Below are 24,299 nucleotides of genomic sequence, written 5' to 3'. Positions count from 1 at the left end.
GGATGGGGATTGTTTTAAGCTATGCGTTTGCTCATATTATAGAAGCTGTAATTTTATGGATGAGCATGTCTCAGATGTACGAGCATCGTTATAAAAAATGGGTAACAGGATTAATTATAATGATTGGTCATGCCATAATGTTTATGGTGTTTCTTTCTAACAATATGGCAATATCAATGACGGTTAATAATATAGTGTATATATTATTAATTGCAGTATTGTATAAGGTGAATAAAAAGGCTGCGGTTTTCTGGGCTGTTTTATTTAATTCATTAATTTCACTGGCAGAAGTAATGGTCTTATTTATGACACAATATATTGTTGGAATTGAGAATGTTAAAAGCCAGAACACACTGATTATTTTAACTGTTTTATGTTTATGCAAAATACTATATTTTTTATTTGCGCAGATAATTATAATAATAAAAAAGAAAAGTTTTGTTAAAATGTCTGAAAGTATAGATATATCTATGGCATTGCTGTTATTAATATTAGTTTCATCACTTATTGTCTGTATGACATTTTATTCTATTGGCATGAAGTGGAATTTAGAGAAGCGGGAAACAATATGGATGATTATAAGCATGATTGTATTGGTTATATCAGACATACTTATATTGTTGGTTAATATTAAGATTAATGAGAGAAATGCAGAAAATCAAAGAATTAAGTTAGAGCTGGCAAAGGAAAGGGCAGATGCTGAATATTATAAATTGGAGCATGAAAAAAACGAAAAATTTGAAATTTTAAGACATGATATAAAGGCACACCTTAATGCTATGCTTGATATGGGAACGGATGAAAATATAAAACAATATATTTTAGAGATAATAGAAGATTATAGTATAGGAATAAAGACGAAATTTTCTAAAAGTAATGTATTAAATGGGCTTCTCAGTCAATACATGAATAAATGTAGTGATAATGGTATTAATATGCTTGTAGATATTAGACCTGATACTGTGGAATATTTATCGCAAACAGATATTGTTGCATTATTTGGTAACATGTTATCGAATGCATATGAAGCGTCATGTAAATGCATTGCTACAGAAAAACCCTATATAGAGCTTATAACTAAAAGGAATGGCAGTTTGTTGATTATAAAAACAACAAATTCCTGTGATATAAAACCTGAAAAGATAAATAATAATTATGTGACATCAAAATTGGATGATAAAAATTCTCATGGATACGGAATGAAAAGTATTTATAATGTTGTTGATAAGTACAATGGAAGTCATGTTGAAAATTACGATGAGAATAGCCGAGAATTTAGTATATCAATAATACTTTTGATAGAAAAAGAAGAATGAATAAAAGCGGAGGTATATTAAATTAATAATACACCTCCTTGTTTTTTCCAATCATGCATATCATATGTGCAAGCGAACAGGTTATAATAACAATTGCTATACTGCAAGCTAGATGAATCTTATTAAAATATATGAATAATGCCATTATAATGTCATATACGGCTAAGATTACATATAAATATTTTCGATAAATAATACGCTCTTTATCAGAAATATCATGATTAATAGATATTATAGGCCCTTTTATTATTAATTCCAGTTCACATAATATAATTGTTATAATAATTACTGGAGAAAAATTCATTAAATTAGCGTAAAAAACCATAGCTATTAAAACTATGGTTGAAAAAATCAGACATACTGTAGATGATTTACAATGATATCCACCACTATATTTCCGGATGAGCAGAAATGAAAATAATATAATAAGTCCGATTATATTATTGTGGGTGGCTATACAGTATGCTAAAAAGTTAATAGTCGGAATAATAATCAATAATAAATATTGAATTGCATATCCGTATAACTCAGAGTTATCATTCTCCAGTATGCCTGATTTAATTAACCATACAGCAATTTTTCTAGAAAATTTCTCAAGCATTATCTAACCTTCTTGAATTTCTTTAATTCTGCTGGCTCTACAGGCTGGCTGAAAACCAAGCTTGAAGATTCATTAGCACTTGATGTAAGTGTGCGGTTAAGAACTGCTGTTACACCCTTGCTTAATGTAGATTTAATAACCTTTTTCATATGCAAAAACCTCCTTGATAATTGATATACTTAATTATATTCTATATTTTCAAATATTAAATGGTATTTGTCGCATCTGTATATTTTGATGTCTTAAATGTATTTTACGATAAAATTATGTAATATTTTATAATATATAGGAATATTATTATATATAAAAATACTAATTAAGAACAATAACTGATATACAATAAATATCAAAGATTATATATACACATTATTAATAATTAAATTCGCAATATACATTATACATGTGCAACCCGCGCGTATACTAAAATTTAATAGTAATCATACTAATGTATAGGGGTTGCTATGGAGTATACAGATAGTTATAGAGCATTTTGTGAAAGATTGAAGATATCTAGAAAGTTATTGGATTATGATCAGGTGAGGATGGCGTCTGAATTGGATATGACCAGAGATGAATATGCAAATAAAGAAACAGGCCGTACAATGATTACTGGAACTGATTTAAAGAAAATAAACAATATAGGAATGGATATCGACAAATTATTGGTTAATGTTGAAAGAGATGTAAATTGTCAGATTTTAAAGGGGAAAGTTGCTACATTTAATAATACTTCAGAAATAGAATATGTTAAAGGTGTTGTAACTGAATATATGTTATATCTGTGTGAACAGCATTTGGATGATTTTACAGAAAATGTTCTGAAAAATATCAGAATTCTTAAAGCATTTGATAATATATCATCAAAAAATACAGGCTCTATGCTTAAATGTGTCAGGGATATTAACGGCATAACTGACCAACTGATGATTTCTGAAGATTTAGGAATTTCAAGATATAAATACAGCAAGATTGAGAATAACAAAGAATATCCTGATGCAATGGTTCTTATAAGATTGTATGAGTTATATGGATATCTGCCAACAATGTATCTTGATTTATATGATGTAAGAATAGAAATGCTTGATAACATATATGACAGTATGGAAATCAGGGAACAGGATTTGATTATAAAGTTTATAGATAATCTTAAACAGTTCGTGTGAGGAAGTTATGGAGAAACAGATAGTTAATATTGGACCGAGACTTAAACAGAGAAGAAAAGAAATGCATATTAAGCAGATTGATATGGCAAAGCAGTTAGGTGTTTCACAGGCATTTTTATCTAATGTTGAAGCAGGAAGAATTAATTGCAGTCTACCTTTGCTTACTGATATATGCTGTATTCTAAATGTTACGCCTGATTATCTGATTTTAGGTCATATGAGAGGCAACAAAGCAAGCAGTGATTTGATAGATGAACTTAAAATGTGCAATACGGAAGAGTTGGAAGCGATAAAAAGAATAGTTGACGCATTTGTAATAAAAAAGACAGGAATGTATGCATAATGTATAGAAATAAGCCCTTTACTGGAGAATTCTGGTAAAGGGTTTTTTGTATATTTTACGATTAGATATTGACTTTTCGAACAAATGTTTTATAATGAACACATGTTCGAAATAAAATGTAATTTAACAACAAAGGAGAAGCTGGAGATTCTGGCTGATGCAGCTAAATATGATGTTGCATGTACATCAAGTGGAGTAGACAGGAAAGGCAGGAAAGGATTCCTTGGAAACAGTGAGGCATGCGGCGTGTGTCATAGTTTTGGTGCTGATGGCAGATGTATTTCTCTTCTTAAGGTTTTGTTTACTAATCATTGCGTATATGATTGTAAGTACTGTGTGAACAGGTGCTCCAATGATGTTCCAAGAGCATCTTTTGAACCGGATGAATTATGTCAGCTTGTTATTGAATTTTATAAAAGAAACTATATTGAAGGATTATTTTTAAGTTCTGGGGTACTTAAGAATCCGTCCTATACGATGGAGAAGATATGTGAGACTTTGCTGCTTTTAAGAACCAAGTATAGATTTAATGGATATATTCATGTGAAAGCAATTCCTGGGGCGCCAGATGAATTATTATCAAAGGCGGGTTATCTTGCTGACAGGGTAAGCGTGAATCTTGAACTGCCGACATCAGATAGTCTTTCTAAGCTTGCACCGAACAAGAATTTTAAGAATATCCTTGAACCGATGGAAAAGATAACAGGCACTATAGCGGCTAACAGGCTGTCTGTGGGCAAGGATGCCAGAATGGAAAGAAGCAGTATTAATAAATATCTTACAGGAAGTATATTTAATTCGGCGAACAATAGCAGATATGGTTCATTATCAGGAAAGAACAGGACAGCACTTGAATCGGGAACCGGGTTATCTTTGCCAGCTGTTTCTGGAAATACAGGGATGAACAGGGCTTTTGCGCCTGCAGGCCAGAGCACTCAGATGATAATAGGAGCTACGCCAGAGACAGATCTTACACTTATAAGGACTACCCAGCATCTTTATCAGAATTATGATTTAAAGAGAGTTTTTTATTCGGCATATATACCACTTAATGAGGATTCAGCATTACCAGAATTGGATGCAGAGATTCCTCTTCTTAGGGAACACAGACTTTATCAGGCAGACTGGCTTTTAAGGTATTATGGATTCCAGGCTGATGAGCTTTTATCTGAAAACAGACCGAATTTTAACGAATATCTGGATCCGAAGTGTGACTGGGCAGTAAGGCATCTGGGACAATTTCCGGTTGAGATACAGACCGCATCATATGATATGTTGTTGCGGATTCCGGGAGTTGGTCCTAAGTCTGCCAAGAGAATTGTGCAGACAAGAAAGTATGCAAGGCTGGACTTTGATACATTAAAGAAGATGGGAGTAGTACTTAAGAGAGCACATTATTTTATTACATGTAATGGAAAGATGATGTATAAAATTCCAATAAACGAGAATTATATAACAGCATGTCTTATGGGTGACAACCAAAAGGAGAATTGGGAGATAAAGCATCAGAACCAGCAATATCAGCAATTATCATTGTTTTAGAAGAATTAATGCACATAATTATTATGAGTGGAGGCTGTGGTATGTATATATTTGTTTGTGAAGACAGATTCGAAGATATGATGTGCTGCATATACCAGGCATGGGAGAAGGCTTTGAAAGTAGGACACGGATGTGTTAGACTTGAGAGGTGTGGAAATGAACAGCCGTCTTTATTTGATGAATATATTCATGTAGATTTCAATGAGGATGAATATAATAAGGTTGTCCGTTCTATAAAGCAGAAGATTTCTAATGAAGCTTATGCATGCGTATATTATGCATGCCTTTCGTCAGAACAGGATGCACTGGATGCTGCATACAGATTTCTAGTAATTGGATTCAAGGCAGGTGCAGCAATTACTTATATGCGGACGGAACCGTCTGTTATGAGAATTAAGGATATCCGCAGAAGAGTTATTAATGAAGCAAGATATTTCAGGGAGTTTGCAAGGTTTAATTCTGTTGATGGAAAGGTATATGTGTGTCATCTTGAACCGAAGAGTGATGTGATATACGAAGTGGCACAGCATTTTGCAGACAGGATGCCGTCAGAGAACTGGCTTATAATTGATGATAACCGTAGTAAAGCGGTTATACATCCTATAGATGGTGAGATGTATATCAGGTATTTAACGGATTATGAGATAGAGGCTTTGTCTGGTCCAGAAGCTGTTAATGATGAGTATACGGATATGTGGAAAGCTTTTTTTGAAGCTATTGCCATTAAACAGAGAAATAATGAGAAGTGTCAGAGAAATCTTATGCCGTTATGGATGCGGAAGCATGTGACGGAGTTTCATTAATACACAGTATATTAAAGGATTAGTTTTTATAGGAATATGTTTGATGAAATATACAATAGTGAAAATGATACATTTGTGAAGCTGGAGCAGATATTTGAACTCAATGTGTTTTGTCCTGTTCATATAGATGGTGAAAAGGATATAGCAGTTGCGTATCTTATGAATGATGCTGTTGAGAGTTTTCTTATATTCAGAGATTCTGCAATGACCGGGAATTATTGCGATATTGATGTGGAACAGATTGCAAGTATTGATAAGCTTGATGATGGATATATGCTGATTGTTAATCAAGGTGGAGAGAATATATTTACAATCAGATTTAGGAAACTGGTGTTAAGAACTCATTTATTTAATTATGGATGTATGGGACATTTCTGGGTTAAAGGTTATGAGTATCTAAGACAGCTTGAATATCAGCTTGCAGACATAAGAGATAAGTACAGATATCTTGGCGATGAATATTGTAGTGAGAAAGAAATGCAGCTTATGAAGCTGGCAGATTTTCCGCCAATTAAGAGATATAAGTCTGTTCCAGACAGGTATTATGTACCTTATCCGGATTGTGTGTATCAGGAGACCATTGATTATCTTTTAAGTATTGCACAGCAGGTTAATGACAGCTCTATGGCAAGGGCAATAAGAAACTACGGAAAGAAAACATCGAGATATAACAGTTTTTTAATATATATGATGCTTCATACCAAGAAACATGCAAATTTTGTAGATGCCTTAATTAAGGAGCTGAGAGAGGCAGCATCCATATATGATGACAGAACATTTTCAGAGGATGAAAGAAGGGAACATAAACGGATTCACCTTGTTGCGGAAAACAAACTGAAAGAGTATGAAAAAAGAGGATTCAGGGGAATATTATACAGAGAAGAACCATTTATGTACTCAAAGGATTCAATTACATATAAAGAACATTTACTTATATATAGAAATGGTCTTGTAAACAGGCATACAATGATATTGACTTTCGAATGATTTATATATATCTTTTATTATATCTGAATTAAAGAAAAGAGAGGAGTTTATTATGGGGAAAGTAAAGGTTACATCAAAGAATAATCAGGTTAAAGTTCAAATCAGAAGTTCTAATGGTGAGCAACTCAATCAGAATATGGCTGCCTACCTTTCTAGTGTTAATGTTGAGGGATTTCTGCCTTTTTATATAGTTACTAATTCAGAAGGATTTACAGCAGAGTATGGTGCTGCTGGATTTGAGACTGCGAAGGATTTTTTTAAAAACAGAGTGATAGATCAGAATACATTTTATAATTTTATCGATAGCAGTGTTAAAGCATTATCAGGAATGTCGGCATATAATATGGAGTATGGCAATGTTTTAGTTTCACTTGATACTGTACTTGTTGAATCAAGAACAGGAAGGGCAATGTACTTGTATTATCCGGTATATGGATATAATAATGGCAACTTTTTTAATACTTTTTTGGGCGATGTTGTCAGCAACATGACGACACCATCTGCTACAGACGTGTCATATATTGAACGACTTAATGATATGTTAAGGCATCCGGACAGCATGTCGTGGGATACTCTTAAGGAATATGCCGATTCAGTAAAGGTTATTATTCCAAATGTGCCACAGATGCATCCTGCTTCATATTCTGAGCCGGTAATAACACCAGTACAGCCAATAAATAGTGGTAATGCAGGGAAAACATGTCCGGTGTGTGGAACATATAATGCTTTGGCAGATGCAGTGTTCTGTAGTAATTGCGGAAACAGACTCAACTTAGATGATATTAATGTATCAATTGTTGAAACTGAATATAAAACATGTCCAGCATGTGGTTTTGTTAATAGTCCTGATTCTGTATTTTGTGCAGGATGTGGAATTAAGATGGATGAATATAAAATGCCAGAAGATAAACAGGAAACAGATGAGAAGAAAGAGATACAGAATACAAGTATTCTCATTAAGAATGGCCGTGTTGTTGATCCTGTGTCTGGAACAGATGAGGTTATTGATGTTTTTATTAAGAATAATGTTATTGAAGAAATCGGTCATGACATTAATGCAGCTGATTTCAATTCTGAAGAATCTGATAATATTAAGATTATTAATGCAGATGGCATGATTGTAGCTCCAGGTCTTGTGGATACTCATGTGCATTTCAGGGATCCGGGTTTTACCTATAAGGAAGATATTATCACAGGTGCATCTGCAGCAGCCAGAGGAGGTTTTACAACTGTTGTATGTATGGCTAATACAAAGCCAGTTGTAGATAATGTAGAGACTCTTAGGTATATTCAGGAAAAAGGTGAAACAACAGGAATTCATGTTATGCAGACAGCTACTGTTACGAAGGAACTTAATGGAACAGAGCTTGTAGATATGGAAGCACTTGCAGATGCAGGAGCAGCAGGATTTACAGATGATGGTATTCCTATTATGGATGAACATGTTCTTGTTACAGCCATGAAGAAAGCTGTAGAACTGGATCTGCCAATAAGTCTGCATGAAGAAGACCCTGAATTTATAATAAGGCCGGGAGTTAATCAGGGAAAGGTATCTGATCAGCTTGGCTATGGTGGAGCTTCTGCAACGGCAGAGGATGTTATGGTTGCCAGAGATTGTATGCTGGCATTAAATACAGGAGCATCAGTATGCATTCAGCATATCAGTTCAGGTAATTCTGTAGAACTGGTAAGACTTGCAAAGAAACTGGGCGCTGATATACATGCAGAAGCCACTCCTCATCACTTTACACTTACTGAGGATGCTGTACTTAAGTATGGAACTAATGCAAGGATGAATCCTCCACTAAGAACAGAGAATGACAGAGAAAAGATTATAGAAGGCATAAAAGATGGAACGATTGATATGATAGTAACAGATCATGCTCCGCATAGTGAAGAAGAAAAAGCAAAGCCATTAGAAAATGCACCAAGTGGAATAACAGGATTAGAGACATCACTTGCACTTGGTATAAAATCGCTTGTTGAACCGGGACATATATCATTAATGAAACTTATTGAGCTTATGAGTAAGAATCCTGCTGAGTTTTATAGAATGGTTCCTGGAAGTATAACAAAAGGTGCATCAGCGGATATTGTTATTTTTGGAGAGAAAGATTTGTGGACAGTCAATAGAGAGGATTTTGCATCTAAGGCATGTAACAGTCCGTTTATAGGATGGGAGCTTCCTGGGAAAGTACACTATACTATATGCTCAGGAAAGATTATTTATCAGGCGTAATAATTTTCGACCTAATTGCGTATGAACATACAGAATTATTCCATTGAAATATTTTTTATATCATATATAATTAAGATGGAGCTGATAAAAAGCTTTGATAATATGTGAGAGGAGAATATTTACTTGGAGATAAAATTATGCAAGCGATGTGGGGAGAGTTATTTTGTGTATCATTCATCGAGACATGTGTGTAAGGAAAAGGTGTCTGATATTATTTATTTTGAAAGAACTGGAAGGAAAATAGTGATGTATTCCCGGAGTTCTGAAGCCATAGCTATATATGGAAGTCTGGCTGAAATATATAATCTGCTTTACGATGAAGGTTTTGAATATATTAATAAATCTGTAGTTGTTAATTTTTATCAAGTTACAAACATTAAGAATAATTGCGTGAAATTTGCAGATGGTAATTATATCGAAATTAGCAGAAGTAGGAGAACTTTTATTATGGATAAGTTTTTTGATGTTGTTAAATAATGACAGGAAATATTAATAGTTCTTACAAAATGGAAAGTGAGGATTGTTTATGAGATATTATACTGTATCACAGTGGCTTATTTTTTTCTTTATATATTGTTTTTTAGGTTGGATATGGGAATGCTGTTATGTTTCAGTGAGGAAACATAAGTGGGTAAACAGAGGCTTCCTGCATGGTCCATTCCTGCCAATATATGGTTCGGGGGCAATTGTAATATTGATTAGTACGATTGCAGTGAAAGATATTGTTCCATTAGTTTTTCTGTTTGGAATGGTATCATCTACAATACTTGAATTCTGCACAGGCTGCTGCATGGAGAAGCTTTTTGGTGTAAGATACTGGGATTACAGCAATCTTCCACTTAATTTTAAAGGGCATATATGTTTCTTTATATCACTTGCATGGGGAGCATTCTCTATTTTGCTTGTGTGTGTAATACACAAGCCCATCGAAGCAACAGTACTTATGATTCCAAGAACAATAGCAGATATTATTGCAGTAGTTCTGGCAATATACATGGCAGCAGATTTTGCTGTTTCAATTAATGAGGCTATGGACCTTAAGGCGACACTTGAAAAATTTACGAAAGAGAATGAACAGCTTCAGATGTATGCCAGAAGAATGGAGATTACGGCCACATTTGCAGAAGAAGAATTTAATAAGAAAAAGGAACAATTCATGGCAGCAGTGGCTGAAGAAAGAAGACAGTTATCTGAGAGAGCTGATAGAAGATACAGTCATATTACAAATATTATTAAGAGAAATCCTAATGCTGTTTCGAGAGTACATAAAGAATCTATTAATGAAATCAAAGAAATTATTGCTAACAGAAAGGCAAAGAAGGATAATTAATGTTGGAAAAGATATTGTTATATAATGTTAAGAACCCTCAGCATATCATTAAAGCAGCATCTAATATGAGAATTATAAGTGGATTCATTAATGAGTCGGATACAGACCGGACTCTGGCAGAAATTGCAGATGATGTAAGAGGCATATCATTATCAGATGCAGAGGGATATCAGCCACAAGAAAATAAAGAGAGTCTTATTGTATTTTGTGATGTGACAGATAAGCATATGGATAAGCTTCTTTTTGAAATGAGACAGAAGAGTTTTGATGTATCATTTAAGGCAGTATTGACAGATACTAATAGAAAGTGGAATATTAAGCAGATGCTTGTGGAGATGAGAAGAGAAAAATTTGAATATATGCGGAGAAATATGAAATAATAATTATTAAAGATAAAGGAGATAAGATATGGAAATCAAACATGTAAAAGCAAGTGAATTCAATAATGAGGTACTTAAAGCGGATAAGCCGGTTCTTGTGGATTTCTGGGCAGACTGGTGCGGACCATGCAAGATGTTAGGACCAGTTCTTGAACAGGTTGCAGCTAAGGTGGATGATGTTCAGATTGTAAAGATTAATGTGGATGAGGAATCATCAGTTGCAGAGAAATATAATATTATGTCAATCCCTACATTACTTTTATTTAAGAGTGGTGAGTGTGTGGCAAAGAGTGTTGGTTTTATAAGTGAAGGACAGGTAATGGAATTTATTGGTAAATAACATTAATACAGCCTGAAGTACTGATGAATACTGCATTTATAAAGGGGGAATATTTCACGATATTCCCCTTAAATTGTACAAAATTAAATACTCTTGTTAAACCTATTGATTTATTATCAGAAGCATGTTAGAGTAATCATGGTCAAATTGTTATGGATTTGTCAATGTATATTTATAGGAACAACAAGTATCCTATAATGCATGGCAATTTTTATTTTGACTAAGATTGTATACAGTGTACAAAAAGAAATACATTTTTCTTAAAATGTACATTGAAATATATTATATTTAAGGAGGATCAATTCAAATGGTTGAGAAGACACAGTGGGCTGGATTCAAGGGAAGACTTTGGAAAGAAGAAATCAATGTAAGAGATTTCATTCAGAACAATTACACACCTTATGATGGAGATGAGAGTTTCCTTGCAGGTCCAACAGAAGCAACTAATAAGCTTTGGGGAAAATTACAGGAGCTTCAGAAGGAAGAGAGAGCTAAGGGCGGAGTTTTAGACATGGAAACTAAGGTAGTTACAGGTCTTACAGCTTATGGCCCAGGATATATAGATGAATCAATGAAGGATCTCGAGCAGGTAGTAGGTCTTCAGACAGATAAGCCACTTAAGAGAGCATTTATGCCATATGGTGGTATTAAGATGGCTGAGGAATCTTGCGAGAACTATGGTTATACACCAGATCCTGAATTACACAAGGTTTTCACAGAATATCATAAGACACATAACCAGGGTGTATTCGATGCCTATACACCAGAGATGAGAGCTGCAAGAAGATCTCATATCATCACAGGTCTTCCAGACACATATGGTCGTGGACGTATCGTAGGTGATTACAGAAGAGTTGCTCTTTATGGTATTGATTATCTTATTAAGTGCAAGGAAGAGGATAAGGCTAACTGTGGATGCGGAGTTATGACTAACGATGTTATCCAGTTAAGAGAAGAGCTTACAGATCAGATTAATGCTCTTAAGGGAATGAAGGCTATGGCTGCTGCATATGGCTATGATATTTCTGAGCCAGCTACAACAGCTAAGGAAGCTGTTCAGTGGTTATACTTTGGTTACCTTGCTGCTATCAAGACACAGAACGGTGCTGCTATGTCAGTAGGTCGTGTTTCTACATTCCTTGATATCTATATCAATAAGGATCTTGAAGCTGGTAAGATTACAGAGGCTGAGGCACAGGAACTTATCGATCATTTTGTTATGAAGTGCAGAATGGTTAAGTTCGCAAGAATTACATCATACAATGAATTATTCTCAGGAGATCCTACATGGGCTACTCTTGAGGTTGGTGGTACAGGTATCGATGGACGTTCTATGGTTACTAAGAACGATTACAGATTCCTTCATACTCTTGAGAACATGGGACCTTCACCAGAACCAAACCTTACAGTATTATATTCATCAAGACTTCCTGAGAACTTCAAGAAGTATGCTGCTCATATCTCAGTTACAACATCTTCTATCCAGTATGAGAACGATGATGTTATGAAGGTAACATGGGGAGATGATTATTCAATCTGCTGTTGTGTATCTGCTACACAGACAGGTAAGGAAATGCAGTTCTTCGGAGCTAGAGCTAACCTTGCTAAGTGCTTACTTTACGCTATCAATGGTGGTGTAGATATGAAGTCTAAGGTTCAGGTTGGACCAGCTTATAAGCCAGTTACTTCAGATGTTCTTGAATATGATGAAGTTGTTGCTAAGTTTGAAAAGATGATGGATTGGTTAGCAGATCTTTATGTTAATGTACTTAACCTTATCCATTATATGCATGATAAGTACTACTATGAAGCTGCTGAGATGGCTCTTATCGATACAGATGTTAAGAGAACATTTGCAACAGGTATTGCAGGATTCTCACATGTAGTAGATTCACTTTCAGCTATTAAGTATGCTAAGGTTACTGTATCAGAGAGAGATCCTGAGACAGGTATCGCTATGGCATTTAAGACAGAGGGAGACTTCCCTAAGTATGGTAATGATGATGACAGAGCTGATGATATCGCTGTATGGCTTCTTAAGTCATTCCTTGACAAGATTAAGAAGAGACATACTTACAGAAATTCTGAGCCAACAACATCTATCCTTACAATTACATCTAATGTAGTATATGGTAAGTTTACAGGTAACATGCCAGATGGACGTAAGGCTGGTACACCACTTGCTCCAGGTGCAAACCCAAGCTACGGTGCAGAGCAGAACGGACTTCTTGCTTCACTTAACTCTCTTACAAAGCTTCCATATGAGTGGGCTCTTGATGGTATCTCTAATACACAGACAATGAACCCAGATGCTCTTGGACATGATGATTCAGAGAGAGTTAACAACCTTGTTAACGTAATGGACGGATACTTCGATCAGGGTGCTCATCACCTTAACGTTAACGTATTTGGTAAGGATAAGCTTCTTGATGCTATGGAGCATCCAGAAAAGCCAGAGTACGCTAACTTCACAATTCGTGTATCTGGATATGCTGTTAAGTTCATCGACCTTACAAAGGAACAGCAGATGGATGTTATCAGCAGAACATTCCACGACAGAATGTAATTGCTGTTTTTGAGTTTTTTCAGATTTTATAATACAGTGTTTATGCGGGTTTGAGAGATTTGAAGAAAAATCAGTTTAATGTAAATTACCATAAAATAGTATATTTTCATTTATAAACTGGACCAAATCTGGACCAAATCGAGAAAAAAACTGGACCAGCTATAATGTCTGCAAAGATGCATGAAAACTGGGAAAAGTCGATATTAAGTTATAACAAGATATAATAAGATATAAAAAGCACCATTTATAATCTGAACAAAAAAGGAGTGCAGATTCAGTTAGAATCTGCACTTTATTTTTTTTATTAGCTGTTAAATTTTCACGACATCAAATTTGGCTTGAAGACATGATATATTCAAATTAACATTTTGCGACAAGTTTAATTAAAATATATGTTGTTGTAAGAAATTATATAGAAAATAAATAGTTAGTAATTACTTTAGACTGTTGTTAATAAGCATAAGTCTGGTTAAAGTTGCTTCAGAATCAGAAGATTCATTTTCTATATTAATATCTTTACATCTATAATCTAAGGCGTAATCTTTGAGACTATTGTTTATATCCTCGTTTTTAAATGAAATACTTACCTTTTCATTATCTATATCCCATTCAATTTCAGTAGCATTGTTCATTTTATTTACCAGTGAAATTATGTCACTTATAGATTTGACTTCTATATCTAAAAATTCAAAAACACTCACATCAAGAGCCGCAGCTATTTTTTCAAGCTGTTCAAGTTTAGGATTTCTGTTATCAGTTTCATATTTTTTTATAGTTGAGAGTTTAATGCCGCTTTTTATACTTAATTGCTTCATAGTCATTTTACGGGCTTCCCTATATTTCCTTATAGTTCTGGCTAGATTAGAACTCTCATTATCATTCATATAATTTATCCTCATTATAGATTCATTCTAATAATAACACGATGGAGCACAAAAAGGAACTTTTTGTTGACGTTATTTTAAAAATGATTATAACAAAATCAGAAGTTCACAATAAGAAACTTTTATATACGCATATATGACATGGAAGGTTATCTAATTATGTATTTAGTGCATGAAAGGTTACCGACAATAATTTGAATAAGTAATAAGATATGTGTACGGTATTAATGAGAACACCGCATACAACTGAATACTCAGCTACTGTAAGAAGATTACTAATCTTCTGGTAAAAATCCGGTATATTACCCGACAGATATCAGTCAGTGCTTCGCGATGAGAATTGATGGATCGAGAGATGAAGGTGCTTAGCGGCAAGGTAAGTTATTATAGCGGATGGATAATAAACCACAAGAGAATTTTTGCAGATGTACAAGGATGATTCTTTTCATTCGACAAAATTCTCCACAGACAGGGGATATGCGATGAGCCTTGATATGAACATCTATTTATGGAAAGAGGATATTGAATAGGCAGAACTACAATATCTTTGCAGGAGAAGGAGATATTCTGCGGATTTTAAAAGAAATTGACAAAGCCGAAAATAGAGAGAGTATTGGAGCAGGAATTCAGAAACTACTTGAAGTTCTTGGCAATTATGGAAATGCAGATGGAACTTATCTTTTTGAAACGGTTCATACACCAGAGATATTTACAAATACCTATGAGTGGTGTGCAGATGGAATTACAGCTCAAAGAGATAATCTTCAGGATGTGAAATTTGAAGAATAAGCACACAGGATCTTGTTGAGGATATAGTCAATATCAGCAATAAAATGATAGAAAACAAGAGTGTTGCCCAGAATCTTAAGAATAGTACTAATATATTTGCAAAGTTCTGATTGCAGGAATTGCATAGGAATAAAGCTATGTTTACTATTTACGGTTTACAATTTACATCTGAAAGATATTTGACATTTTCATATTTTTTTAATAATATTATATTATGTACGTTTTTTGCATAAGAATATTAAGAAAGAGAGAAAGAGTATGAACGAAAAGAAAGAGTTCAAGCCTTATATTCCAGCTGATAAGGTTATGCCTGAGTTAACAGTTACATCTGTTATTATAGGTGCTTTATTAGCTATATTATTTGGCGGTGCTAACGCATATTTAGGACTTAGAGTTGGTATGACAGTTTCTGCATCCATACCAGCAGCGGTTATCTCAATGGGAATTATCCGCTTTATATTAAGAAGAGATTCCATATTAGAGAATAACATGGTCCAGACTATTGGCTCTGCTGGTGAATCGGTTGCAGCAGGTGCTATATTTACACTTCCAGCATTATTTATGTGGGCGCAGGAGGAAGGTACAGTTATGCCTTCTTTAGTTGAGATAGCGCTTATTGCATTAATCGGTGGTTTCCTTGGAGTATTATTCATGATTCCACTTCGTAGTGCATTGATAGTCCAGGAGCATGGTGTGTTACCTTATCCAGAAGGACAGGCATGTGCTGAGGTATTAGTTGCAGGTGAAGAAGGTGGTGCTAAGGCTGGCACAGTATTTGCAGGTCTTGGTATTGCTGCTGTTTATAAGTTTATAGCAGATGGACTTAAGGTGTTCCCAAGTGAGGTTGATTTTACAATTAAACCATATAAGGGTTCAGCAGTAGGTGCAGATGTATTACCTGCACTTTTAGGAGTTGGTTATATATGTGGACCTAAGGTATCATCATACCTTCTTGCAGGTGGTTCTGTTGCATGGTTTATGATTATGCCATTAATCGCATTATTCGGTGGAGATAATATCATTGGACCAGCACTTATTCCAGTTTCACAGATGAATCCATCACAGATATGGTCTAATTATGTACGTTATATTGGAGCCGGTGCAGTTGCAGCTGGTGGTATTATAAGCTTGATTAAGTCATTACCACTTATTGTAAGGACATTTAAGCAGGCACTTAAGGGATATGGTAAGAAGGCAGATGGAGTAGAATCAAGATTAACTAAGGATATTCCTATGATGTTTGTTGTATTAGGAATCGGAGTACTTGCTATTATTATGTGGTTAATCCCAGCTATTCCTGTAAATCTTCTTAGTGCAATTATCATTATCATATTTGGTTTCTTTTTTGCAACAGTATCATCTCGTATGGTTGGATTAGTAGGTAGTTCCAATAACCCTGTATCAGGTATGGCTATTGCGACACTTCTTATTTCATCAGCGATTCTTAAGGCAACAGGTACTGTTGGAATGAAGGGTATGGTTGCGGCTATAAGTATTGGTTCTGTAATATGTATAATTGCTGCTATAGCAGGAGATACATCACAGGATTTAAAGACAGGTTATATAGTAGGTGCAACACCTTACAAGCAGCAGGCTGGTGAACTTATTGGTGTAGCTGTATCAGCTATTACAGTTGGTGGAGTACTTTATTTACTTAATGCAGCATGGGGCTATGGTTCAACAGAATTACCAGCACCACAGGCAACTCTTATGAAGATGGTTGTTGAAGGTGTTATGGGTAACAGCCTTCCATGGTCACTTGTATTTGCAGGAGTTGCAATTGCAATAGTAGTTGAGATTCTTCAGATACCTGTGCTTCCATTTGCAGTAGGACTTTATCTTCCAATCTATTTAAGTACACCTATTATGGTTGGTGGACTTGTAAGACTTTACTTTGATAAGAAGAAAGGTATTACAGAAGAAGAGCGTAAGGCTAAGGTTAATCAGGGAATACTTTATTCATCAGGTCTTATTGCCGGTGAAGGACTGGTTGGTATCCTTTTAGCGGTATTCGCTATTATTCCTGTTGGTGCAGATACTCTTGGCGATGCTATTAATATATCAAAGATTATTAATCTTGGTAATATCGGAGGACTTGTATTCTTTGCATGTCTTGTTGCAACATTAGTAGCATTTATTAACAAAAAAGAAAAGAAGACAAAATAATAAATAATATGTTACAATGAGTCTGCCGGTTATTTTGCCGGCAGATTTTTATTTTCTAGGATTAAAGGAGAAGGCTTGATTTATGGCTAAGCAGAAGGATAATTACTTAGACTATGTTCCAAAGCATAATTCGTTGTTCGAATGCAGGGAAAACAAAAAAGGTCATGTAGAAGTCAAAGTACACAATAAGGGGATTTTTAACAGAATAGCGCAGCTTATTGCACGAAAGCCCAGATATAGTTACATCGAACTAGATGATTTCGGTACATTTGTATGGCATAGCATAGATGGTGTAAGAAGTATTTATGATATAGGACAGCTTGTGAAAGAGCATTTTGGAGATAAAGCGGAGCCGCTGTATGAGAGATTGTGTTATTTTATAAAGCTGCTTCATAAGAATCAGTTTATTGTATATATGAACAAGATAAATAAGCAGATAAACAAATGAATAAAATAAATTTGTAGATTATAAATATTTTAAAGGAGACAGTGTTATGAGAGTATTATCTGAATTAGAACCTAAAAATGTATTTTCTTTTTTTGAGGATATATGTAATATCCCACATCCATCATATAAGGAAGAAAAAATCAGCAATTATCTTGTTGATTTCGCTAAGGAAAGAAAGCTTGAATATTATCAGGATTCACTTAACAATGTAATCATAATAAAGGAAGCCTCAAAGGGTTATGAGGATGCAGCACCTATAATACTTCAGGGACATATGGATATGGTATGCGAGAAGACACCTGATTGTGATAAGAATATGGATGAGGATGGACTGGATCTTGAGGTAAATGGTGATTTCATATCTGCTAAGGGAACAACGCTTGGTGGTGATGATGGAATAGCTGTTGCCTATGCACTTGCAATACTTGATGACGACAGTATCGCACATCCACGTCTTGAGTTCGTGTGTACAGTATCTGAGGAAGTAGGCATGGAAGGTGCTTCTTCCATAGATGTATCTATGTTAAAGGGCAAAAAGCTTCTTAATATGGATAGTGAAGAAGAAGGAATCATGCTTGCAAGCTGTGCAGGTGGCTGCAGTAGCAGAGTTACACTAAAGCTTGATAAAAATAAGGTTACTGGAACAAAGCTTAGTATTACTTTATCAGGACTGACAGGAGGTCATTCAGGTGTTGAAATAGATAAAGGCAGAGGTAATGCGAATGTTCTTATGTCAAGAATATTAAGGGATGTTATCACAGACAATAATGTATATCTTGCAGCGTTTAACGGTGGAAGAAAGGATAACGCTATTCCAAGAGAATGTATGGCTGAGATTATTGTAGCAGCAGACAAGACAGCAGAGGTTAAAGCAGCTATTGAGAATGCAGCAAAAGAGATAAAAGAAGAGTTTGCTACATCTGATGCAGACTTAAAGTGTGTTGTAGATATATCAGAGGGTTGCAGCACAGAGGCAGTAACATATGAAGATAGCACAAGGGCAGTTTCACTTATACAGGCATTACCTAACGGAATAATGAGAATGAGCCAGGATATAGATAATCTTGTGGAAACTTCGCTTAATCTTGGTGTGATTTCACTAGATGAATCAGGTATATGTCTTAGATTCTCACTTAGAAGTTCTGTAGGGGCTGCTTTAAAGAATCTTAAGAGCCAGATCAAATTCATTAGTGAAGCATTCAGGGCAAATGCTGAATTTACAGGTGAATATCCAGCATGGGAATATAAGAAGGATTCTAAGCTGCGTGATGACATGGTAAGGATATTTGAACAGATGTATGGTAAAAAGCCAACTATCGAGGCTATTCATGCAGGTGTTGAATGTGGTATACTTGCAGGCAAAATAGAAGGACTTGACTGCATATCAATGGGACCTGATATTTTTGATATTCATACAACTGAGGAACACTTAAGCATATCTTCAACTAAGAGAATGTATGAATATATACTTAACGTAATAGCTTGTAAATAATAATACAATAATGAAGCACATTGAAGCAGGGTGAGTCTATGTATAAAATATTAATAGTTGAGGATGACAGGATTATAGCTGATAATGTATGTGAACAGTTATTAAAGTGGGGATATGATGTTAAAATAGCAGATGATATCAATGTGCTTATAGCTAAGGTGCAGGCAATGCTAAGACGGACATATTCATTTGCAGAGAGTACGAATATCATAGAACATAACGGCTGTATACTTAACCTGAATGACCAGACATTTACGTATAATGGGAAAAAGCTTGAACAGGCGGGGCTCATAGATTATATAAAGACTAAAAAGGTGCCGGAATACAGGCAGATATAAAGACAATGACAGCTAATCGTGTATATGCGATGAGTGCAATCACAGCCCTGACTGCACAGAACACTACTTGTGTAACAGATATAATGGAGGTATCTCCTAAGTTTTTAGCAGAGCAGCTGGATGGTATATTTACAGATATATATCCGGATGCTGTCAAGACAGGAATGGTTGCTTCAGGTGAACTGATTCAGGTAATAGCAGATAAGCTTACAGAGTATAAAGCAGGAAATATAGTTGTTGATCCAGTTATGGTGGCGACAAGTGGTGCAAGACTTATAAGTGAAGATGCTATCAGCATATTAAAGAGCAGATTATTACCACTTGCAACAGTTATTACTAGAACATTCCACGACAGAATGTAATCATACGAATAGTATAATTGCTTGAAATTAGAATGCAGTATTTAAGCGGTTTGGCAAAAAATGTATATACTAATACTTAATGTAAATTGGTGTAAACTAGTACAGTTTGGTTTTTTATCTGAACCGAACTGCTTAAAAAACTGAACCAGATAAAAGTGGCTTTAAGTTGCTTGTTTACTGGTGATAAGTTACTATTTATTAAAATGAATGGGATGTTCCAAAAATTGGCGTACTTTAATAAACCTATATAGGTTTTAAAAATTTTTATTTTGATATTTCTAAATTCAGGCACTTTTTAAAGGAAATGAATGTGTTCCTGTCTTCCCGTTCTGAATCTTATTATGAAGTTTATTTATGTTTCTTGCAATTGCTAAAAGAGTACTTTAAGCGAGTACATTCGCAGTCCCTTTGCTTAGGTATCTTCTGAACTGCATGTCCTGTTTTAGTTTTATTGTGTCTTATATGTGATACTGTAAGTTTCCTGTTATTCTTACATGTATAAAAATCGGATATTTTATCGTATTCCATGTTTTCTATCTTTCCAATATTATTCTTGTATTTCCTTGTTTTTGATATCTCATAATTAGCTGGCTTTAATAATTGTAAAGGGCTATATGTTTTACCAAGCAGCATACACGAACTTATATTAGTTCCTGATAATGGTGATATGAATAAAAATTATATGATGCAGATGGTGCGTGAAGTTAATTCAACAGAAGTCAGACCAGATGAAATATAATGGTAAGAAATAATTGACGTTTAGCACTATGTGAGTTAGCATAGTGGTAGATAATTACTTCTTTGTATCACGCAAATCTAATTTTCCGAAATTCTTCATAAAAAAGGAAATATAATTTTTCAAAAAGAAGCAAGGTGAAAAGAAGAAAATGAATTTATTTAATGCAAAACTGGGGAAAAGAAAGCGAAAAAATAAATTCCATTTTGGAGCTAAAAAATGGAAAAATAGTTTCCCCTGATACAAAAGCCTGTTTAGAACATATATCCATAAGAATCTTAAATATATCGTCCTGTTTTGGATATTGTAAAACTATGAGTGATTTATATGACAGAAAGAAGGGTAAATATGATAATTGAAAAGGAATATTTTGATTCAGAAGAAGTCAGGAAAGCGAATGCCATGAATGATAAGACGATGGCACCACCAAGAAGAATACGTCTTGCGACAACGGACAGTAACAAATATTATGCCAAAGCTGTATTTGTAGCCGATAAAGAAAATATAATTACCGGTGAGCTTCTTTACAGACCAGATTTTCAGGAGTCAGAAGAGGGAGTGGCATTCAGTGAGGTTGTTGTTAAGCAGACAGCAGATGTGGAAGAATATTTCAAGAATCTTATAAGGTTTGAAGGCTATAAAGTGATTTCGGAAGAATATGATGAGAGTGATATGCTTATGCATTATGATGAGCTGAGCATACAGGCTAATAAGCTTTTGTTTCTTGAGAGCAGGGAGGAGTAGATATGACAGATACGCAGAATGAGGTGTTTAAGACACCAGTAAACAAGATAAGGCTGTTTGAGCATGGGGCTCCGGGTTCGCAGAACCTTAAGCTTACAAGAAAATATTACACTGAAGATATGCCTGATGGAAGAGTAAAGCATATAGTGCAGAACATTACAGATCCGGATATTGTTCCTTATATACCTGATGGTATTGGTAACAGTACAGACAGACAAAGGATTCCGGCAGTATTGATTATTCCAGGAGGTGCGTTCAGACGCCTTGTATACAACTTTGAAGGTGAAGATGTTGCAAAGTGGCTTAATAGTATGGGAATAGCTGCATTTGTTCTTGAATGCAGACTTCCATCAGATGAACATGATAATGCAGAGGATGTCCCACTTATAGATGCTATGCGCGCAATGAGAGTTATAAGAGGAAGGGCGCAGGAATTCGGTATAGATGAAGCTAAGATAGGCGTTATGGGCTTTTCAGCAGGAGGCTTTATGGCAGCGTTATTATCAACAGCGTATGAAAGTGATGTGTATGCGGATTATAAGTATAAGGATGAATATGATAAACTATCAGCAAGACCAGATTTTGCTGTTTGTTCATATCCGGTTATAAGTATTGACGATTGTATTGAAGCAGGCAAAAGATATATGTCTGAGGAACAGGTGCTTGAGAGAATCAGTGACGGTAAGGCAAAGATACTGCATAAGTATAATCCGGATAAGCTTGTAAGACCGGATATGCCGCCAGTATTTATATGTGAAACGGATGATGACAGAACAACATTGTCTGAGAACAGTGTGGGCTTTTATATGGCAGCAAGAAAAGCCGGGGTAAGTGCTGAACTTCATATATTCAGAACAGGTGGCCATGGTTATGGCTGTGGTGATGATTTTGCACAGACTGGTGAGTGGAAAGTACTTTTTACAAAGTGGATTAAGAGTATTGGAATTATTAGTTAAGATGGATATAGTATACGAGGATAAAGATAAGATTATATTAAACATGCCGGTTGCTGGTGATGGAAAGTATGGTGGAAATATGGCAGTCCAGGCAGCTGAAAGGATAAAAGGCATACGTATTAAGCGTGGATGCATAGCGTTATGTGCGGTTAGTCTTAAGGTTGATGGCAAGTTATACGAAGTGAAACCAGGATTTTATTTTTGTATTTATGTGAGCAACGAGTTAATATCCGCACTTGCACGAGAATTTGGTCACTGTTGCAATGATTTATTTTTATCTAAGCTTGTCATTTATAAGCATAAGTCTTGTAAATGTAGATTCATTATTAGTTTCTGTTTTTTCAATTAATATATTGTCTTTTTTGTAATCTACAGCGTATTCTTTTAAACAATTATTGATTTCTTTATTCTTAAAAGAAATACATACTTTATCATTATCAATATCCCAATCAATATCAGTAGCTATATTCATTTTATTAACAAGAGATATAATATCGTTTACAGATTTTACCTCTATGTCTAAAAATTCAAATACACTTACTTCTAACGCTTCTGCAATTTTAGAAAGCTGTTCTAGTTTAGGATTTCTATTATCAGTTTCATATTTCTTTAATGTTGATAAATTTATTCCACTTTTTTCACTTAATTGCTCCATAGTAAGTTTTCGAGCCTTTCTATATTTTTTTATTGTTCTAGCTAGATTATCTGATTTACAATGACCCGGTGCATACGCTGAGCTGATACTGAACGGCAATCCCGAAGCATATCTGAAAACTGTAACTGAATATAAATCTTTATACTAATATTGCAAGAGCCGTAGTCATGTGATTGGACTGCGGCTCTAATCTTTTATTCATATAGTCCGTTGTAACAAGGCAAGGGGTAATCAGTCTCAAAATCTCTGCACAAAGTAATAAATCGCTTGGCAGAAGTTGTTAAAAACTTATCTTTATGATGAATTATATGGAAATTTCGGCTGAAACTCAACCCCTCTACTTTGACAGTACAAATCAAGCCTTGTCGCAGAGCCGGAAGAATCATTCGATGCGGTAATACAGCAATTCCTAATCCATTGATTGCAGCATTGACCAGTGCTGTTGTGCTCATTGCTTCCCATACTGGTGTAATGTGGATGCCAGCCTGTTCAACTACACGGTTAAACACCTCTCGTGTGCCACTGCCTTTTTCTCGCAAGAGAAATCGCTGTCTTTGAAAATCTTCTATGGATATAACTTGCCCCTGTGTCCAGCCTTTATCCGTACCGCATATAACACTCAAATGATCTTCCATGTAGGCTTCCGAAACGATATTTGGATCATGTGCAATACCTTCGATCAACGCACAATCCAATTCATTTGCCAAAATTTTTTGTTCCAGACGTTCTGATTGCTCAACGGTAACTCTGACATCAAGCTCTGGGCAGAGTTCAGAGAATGCCTTTACATAGTTCGGTAAAAACTGCGAGCCGATGGTGATGCTTGCACCAATACGGAGAACTCCTTTAGAATCCCAATCACGTAACCTTGTTTCCATATCTGAAAACAAGTCGGATATATGTATCGCATATTGAAGAAAATGCTGACCTGCATCGGTGATTTGCAATCGTCTGCCGATTCTGTCAAACAGGTGTACTCCGTAATATTGCTCCAGTTCCTTAATGGCAAGGCTGACTGCTGGCTGTGTCATGTGTAAAACTTCCGCTGCTTTGGTGGAATTATATCCATTTTCGCATACGGTACGAAATATTATCATGTGTCGTATCGTCATAACAATC

25 protein-coding genes and 4 pseudogenes are annotated in these 24,299 nt (G+C 35.1%); 23 read left to right on the top strand and 6 right to left on the bottom strand.

What is annotated here, in order from left to right; all coding sequences use genetic code 11:
• Positions 1–2: 2 nt before the first annotated feature.
• Complete coding sequence (locus EUBELI_RS10690) at positions 3–1,316, top strand: sensor histidine kinase (protein WP_012740349.1); 1,314 nt, start codon at positions 3–5, stop codon at positions 1,314–1,316.
• Positions 1,317–1,338: 22 nt separating this feature from the next.
• On the opposite strand, the gene EUBELI_RS10685 is transcribed toward EUBELI_RS10690, so the two are convergent.
• Entirely contained in the window at positions 1,339–1,917 is a 579-nt protein-coding gene (locus EUBELI_RS10685) for an accessory gene regulator B family protein (RefSeq protein ID WP_012740348.1), read from the bottom strand.
• Complete coding sequence (locus EUBELI_RS14020) at positions 1,917–2,066, bottom strand: AgrD family cyclic lactone autoinducer peptide (protein ID WP_012740347.1); 150 nt, start codon at positions 2,064–2,066, stop codon at positions 1,917–1,919. The genes EUBELI_RS10685 and EUBELI_RS14020 overlap by 1 nt, the downstream gene beginning before the upstream one ends.
• A 312-nt stretch (positions 2,067–2,378) precedes the next feature.
• On the opposite strand from EUBELI_RS14020, the gene EUBELI_RS10680 reads away from it, so the two are divergent.
• The 12 genes and pseudogenes from EUBELI_RS10680 (at position 2,379) to pflB (ending at position 13,610) form a co-directional block, all read left to right on the top strand.
• A complete protein-coding gene (locus tag EUBELI_RS10680; RefSeq protein WP_012740346.1) occupies positions 2,379–3,080 on the top strand; it encodes a helix-turn-helix domain-containing protein in 702 nt (233 codons plus the stop codon).
• A 7-nt stretch (positions 3,081–3,087) separates the two neighbouring features.
• Positions 3,088–3,423 carry a helix-turn-helix domain-containing protein gene (locus EUBELI_RS10675; RefSeq protein ID WP_012740345.1) on the top strand — a complete coding sequence of 112 codons (336 nt, stop codon included), beginning with the start codon at positions 3,088–3,090 and terminating at the stop codon, positions 3,421–3,423.
• Positions 3,424–3,525: 102 nt separating this feature from the next.
• A complete protein-coding gene (locus EUBELI_RS10670) occupies positions 3,526–4,965 on the top strand; it encodes a putative DNA modification/repair radical SAM protein (RefSeq protein WP_041688898.1) in 1,440 nt (479 codons plus the stop codon).
• Positions 4,966–5,006: 41 nt separating this feature from the next.
• Entirely contained in the window at positions 5,007–5,768 is a 762-nt protein-coding gene (locus EUBELI_RS10665) for a TIGR03915 family putative DNA repair protein (RefSeq protein WP_041689028.1), read from the top strand.
• 36 nt (positions 5,769–5,804) lie between these two features.
• Positions 5,805–6,755 carry a DUF3878 family protein gene (locus EUBELI_RS10660; protein WP_012740342.1) on the top strand — a complete coding sequence of 317 codons (951 nt, stop codon included), beginning with the start codon at positions 5,805–5,807 and terminating at the stop codon, positions 6,753–6,755.
• A gap of 52 nt (positions 6,756–6,807) precedes the next feature.
• Positions 6,808–7,617, top strand: a pseudogene (locus EUBELI_RS14730) (zinc ribbon domain-containing protein); the annotation flags it as partial.
• A gap of 33 nt (positions 7,618–7,650) precedes the next feature.
• Positions 7,651–8,994: a dihydroorotase gene (locus EUBELI_RS14725; RefSeq protein ID WP_049777997.1), complete on the top strand. Its 1,344-nt coding sequence runs from the start codon at positions 7,651–7,653 to the stop codon at positions 8,992–8,994.
• Positions 8,995–9,117: 123 nt separating this feature from the next.
• Entirely contained in the window at positions 9,118–9,471 is a 354-nt protein-coding gene (locus tag EUBELI_RS10650; protein WP_041688897.1) for a LytTR family DNA-binding domain-containing protein, read from the top strand.
• A 49-nt stretch (positions 9,472–9,520) separates the two neighbouring features.
• The gene (locus EUBELI_RS10645; protein ID WP_041688896.1) at positions 9,521–10,324 is read left to right on the top strand and encodes a putative ABC transporter permease; all 804 of its coding nucleotides are present in this window, start codon (positions 9,521–9,523) and stop codon (positions 10,322–10,324) included.
• On the top strand, positions 10,324–10,704 hold the full coding sequence (locus EUBELI_RS10640) for a DUF3783 domain-containing protein (RefSeq protein ID WP_012740338.1): 381 nt from the start codon (positions 10,324–10,326) through the stop codon (positions 10,702–10,704). The genes EUBELI_RS10645 and EUBELI_RS10640 overlap by 1 nt, the downstream gene beginning before the upstream one ends.
• Before the next feature lie 28 nt (positions 10,705–10,732).
• Positions 10,733–11,044, top strand: coding sequence for a thioredoxin (trxA, locus tag EUBELI_RS10635; protein ID WP_012740337.1), 312 nt, complete (start codon positions 10,733–10,735; stop codon positions 11,042–11,044).
• Positions 11,045–11,351: 307 nt separating this feature from the next.
• Positions 11,352–13,610, top strand: a complete 2,259-nt coding sequence (gene pflB / locus EUBELI_RS10630; RefSeq protein WP_012740336.1) for a formate C-acetyltransferase — start codon at positions 11,352–11,354, stop codon at positions 13,608–13,610.
• A 434-nt stretch (positions 13,611–14,044) separates the two neighbouring features.
• On the opposite strand, the gene EUBELI_RS13765 is transcribed toward pflB, so the two are convergent.
• Positions 14,045–14,494 carry a helix-turn-helix domain-containing protein gene (locus tag EUBELI_RS13765; RefSeq protein ID WP_049777986.1) on the bottom strand — a complete coding sequence of 150 codons (450 nt, stop codon included), beginning with the start codon at positions 14,492–14,494 and terminating at the stop codon, positions 14,045–14,047.
• 522 nt (positions 14,495–15,016) lie between these two features.
• On the opposite strand from EUBELI_RS13765, the gene EUBELI_RS10620 reads away from it, so the two are divergent.
• From EUBELI_RS10620 to thiD, 6 genes and pseudogenes are all read left to right on the top strand, one after another.
• Entirely contained in the window at positions 15,017–15,283 is a 267-nt protein-coding gene (locus tag EUBELI_RS10620) for a hypothetical protein (protein WP_012740334.1), read from the top strand.
• A gap of 258 nt (positions 15,284–15,541) precedes the next feature.
• Positions 15,542–17,449: an OPT family oligopeptide transporter gene (locus EUBELI_RS10615; RefSeq protein ID WP_012740333.1), complete on the top strand. Its 1,908-nt coding sequence runs from the start codon at positions 15,542–15,544 to the stop codon at positions 17,447–17,449.
• A gap of 82 nt (positions 17,450–17,531) precedes the next feature.
• Positions 17,532–17,897 (top strand): PqqD family protein, encoded by a 366-nt coding sequence (locus EUBELI_RS10610; protein ID WP_012740332.1) that lies wholly within the window; start codon positions 17,532–17,534, stop codon positions 17,895–17,897.
• Between the two features lie 46 nt (positions 17,898–17,943).
• Positions 17,944–19,389: an aminoacyl-histidine dipeptidase gene (locus EUBELI_RS10605; protein WP_012740331.1), complete on the top strand. Its 1,446-nt coding sequence runs from the start codon at positions 17,944–17,946 to the stop codon at positions 19,387–19,389.
• 38 nt (positions 19,390–19,427) lie between these two features.
• Positions 19,428–19,727, top strand: coding sequence for a response regulator (locus EUBELI_RS10600; protein ID WP_012740330.1), 300 nt, complete (start codon positions 19,428–19,430; stop codon positions 19,725–19,727).
• Positions 19,712–20,065: pseudogene (gene thiD, locus EUBELI_RS10595) on the top strand (bifunctional hydroxymethylpyrimidine kinase/phosphomethylpyrimidine kinase); the annotation flags it as partial. The gene EUBELI_RS10600 and the pseudogene thiD, both read left to right, overlap by 16 nt.
• A gap of 308 nt (positions 20,066–20,373) precedes the next feature.
• Here the strand turns inward: thiD and EUBELI_RS15010 are convergent.
• Positions 20,374–20,695: pseudogene (locus tag EUBELI_RS15010) on the bottom strand (IS5/IS1182 family transposase); the annotation flags it as partial.
• A gap of 61 nt (positions 20,696–20,756) precedes the next feature.
• On the opposite strand from EUBELI_RS15010, the gene EUBELI_RS14995 reads away from it, so the two are divergent.
• From EUBELI_RS14995 to EUBELI_RS10580, 3 genes are all read left to right on the top strand, one after another.
• Complete coding sequence (locus EUBELI_RS14995; RefSeq protein ID WP_408606603.1) at positions 20,757–20,828, top strand: hypothetical protein; 72 nt, start codon at positions 20,757–20,759, stop codon at positions 20,826–20,828.
• Positions 20,829–21,173: 345 nt separating this feature from the next.
• The gene (locus EUBELI_RS10585; protein ID WP_012740326.1) at positions 21,174–21,569 is read left to right on the top strand and encodes a hypothetical protein; all 396 of its coding nucleotides are present in this window, start codon (positions 21,174–21,176) and stop codon (positions 21,567–21,569) included.
• 2 nt (positions 21,570–21,571) lie between these two features.
• A complete protein-coding gene (locus EUBELI_RS10580; RefSeq protein ID WP_012740325.1) occupies positions 21,572–22,525 on the top strand; it encodes an alpha/beta hydrolase in 954 nt (317 codons plus the stop codon).
• A 274-nt stretch (positions 22,526–22,799) separates the two neighbouring features.
• Here the strand turns inward: EUBELI_RS10580 and EUBELI_RS13760 are convergent, their stop codons facing one another.
• Positions 22,800–23,213, bottom strand: a complete 414-nt coding sequence (locus EUBELI_RS13760; RefSeq protein ID WP_228003401.1) for a helix-turn-helix domain-containing protein — start codon at positions 23,211–23,213, stop codon at positions 22,800–22,802.
• 8 nt (positions 23,214–23,221) lie between these two features.
• Here EUBELI_RS13760 and EUBELI_RS14715 point away from each other — a divergent pair.
• Positions 23,222–23,328: pseudogene (locus EUBELI_RS14715) on the top strand (DUF6061 family protein); the annotation flags it as partial.
• 46 nt (positions 23,329–23,374) lie between these two features.
• Here EUBELI_RS14715 and EUBELI_RS10570 read toward each other — a convergent pair.
• Positions 23,375–24,277: a LysR family transcriptional regulator gene (locus tag EUBELI_RS10570; RefSeq protein ID WP_012740323.1), complete on the bottom strand. Its 903-nt coding sequence runs from the start codon at positions 24,275–24,277 to the stop codon at positions 23,375–23,377.
• Positions 24,278–24,299: the final 22 nt, after the last annotated feature.

Origin of the sequence: [Eubacterium] eligens ATCC 27750 (assembly GCF_000146185.1) — a bacterium.
Taxonomy (GTDB): domain Bacteria; phylum Bacillota; class Clostridia; order Lachnospirales; family Lachnospiraceae; genus Lachnospira; species Lachnospira eligens.
The sequence above is the reverse complement of the archived record's forward strand: the minus strand, read 5'-3'. Positions and strand labels throughout refer to the sequence as shown.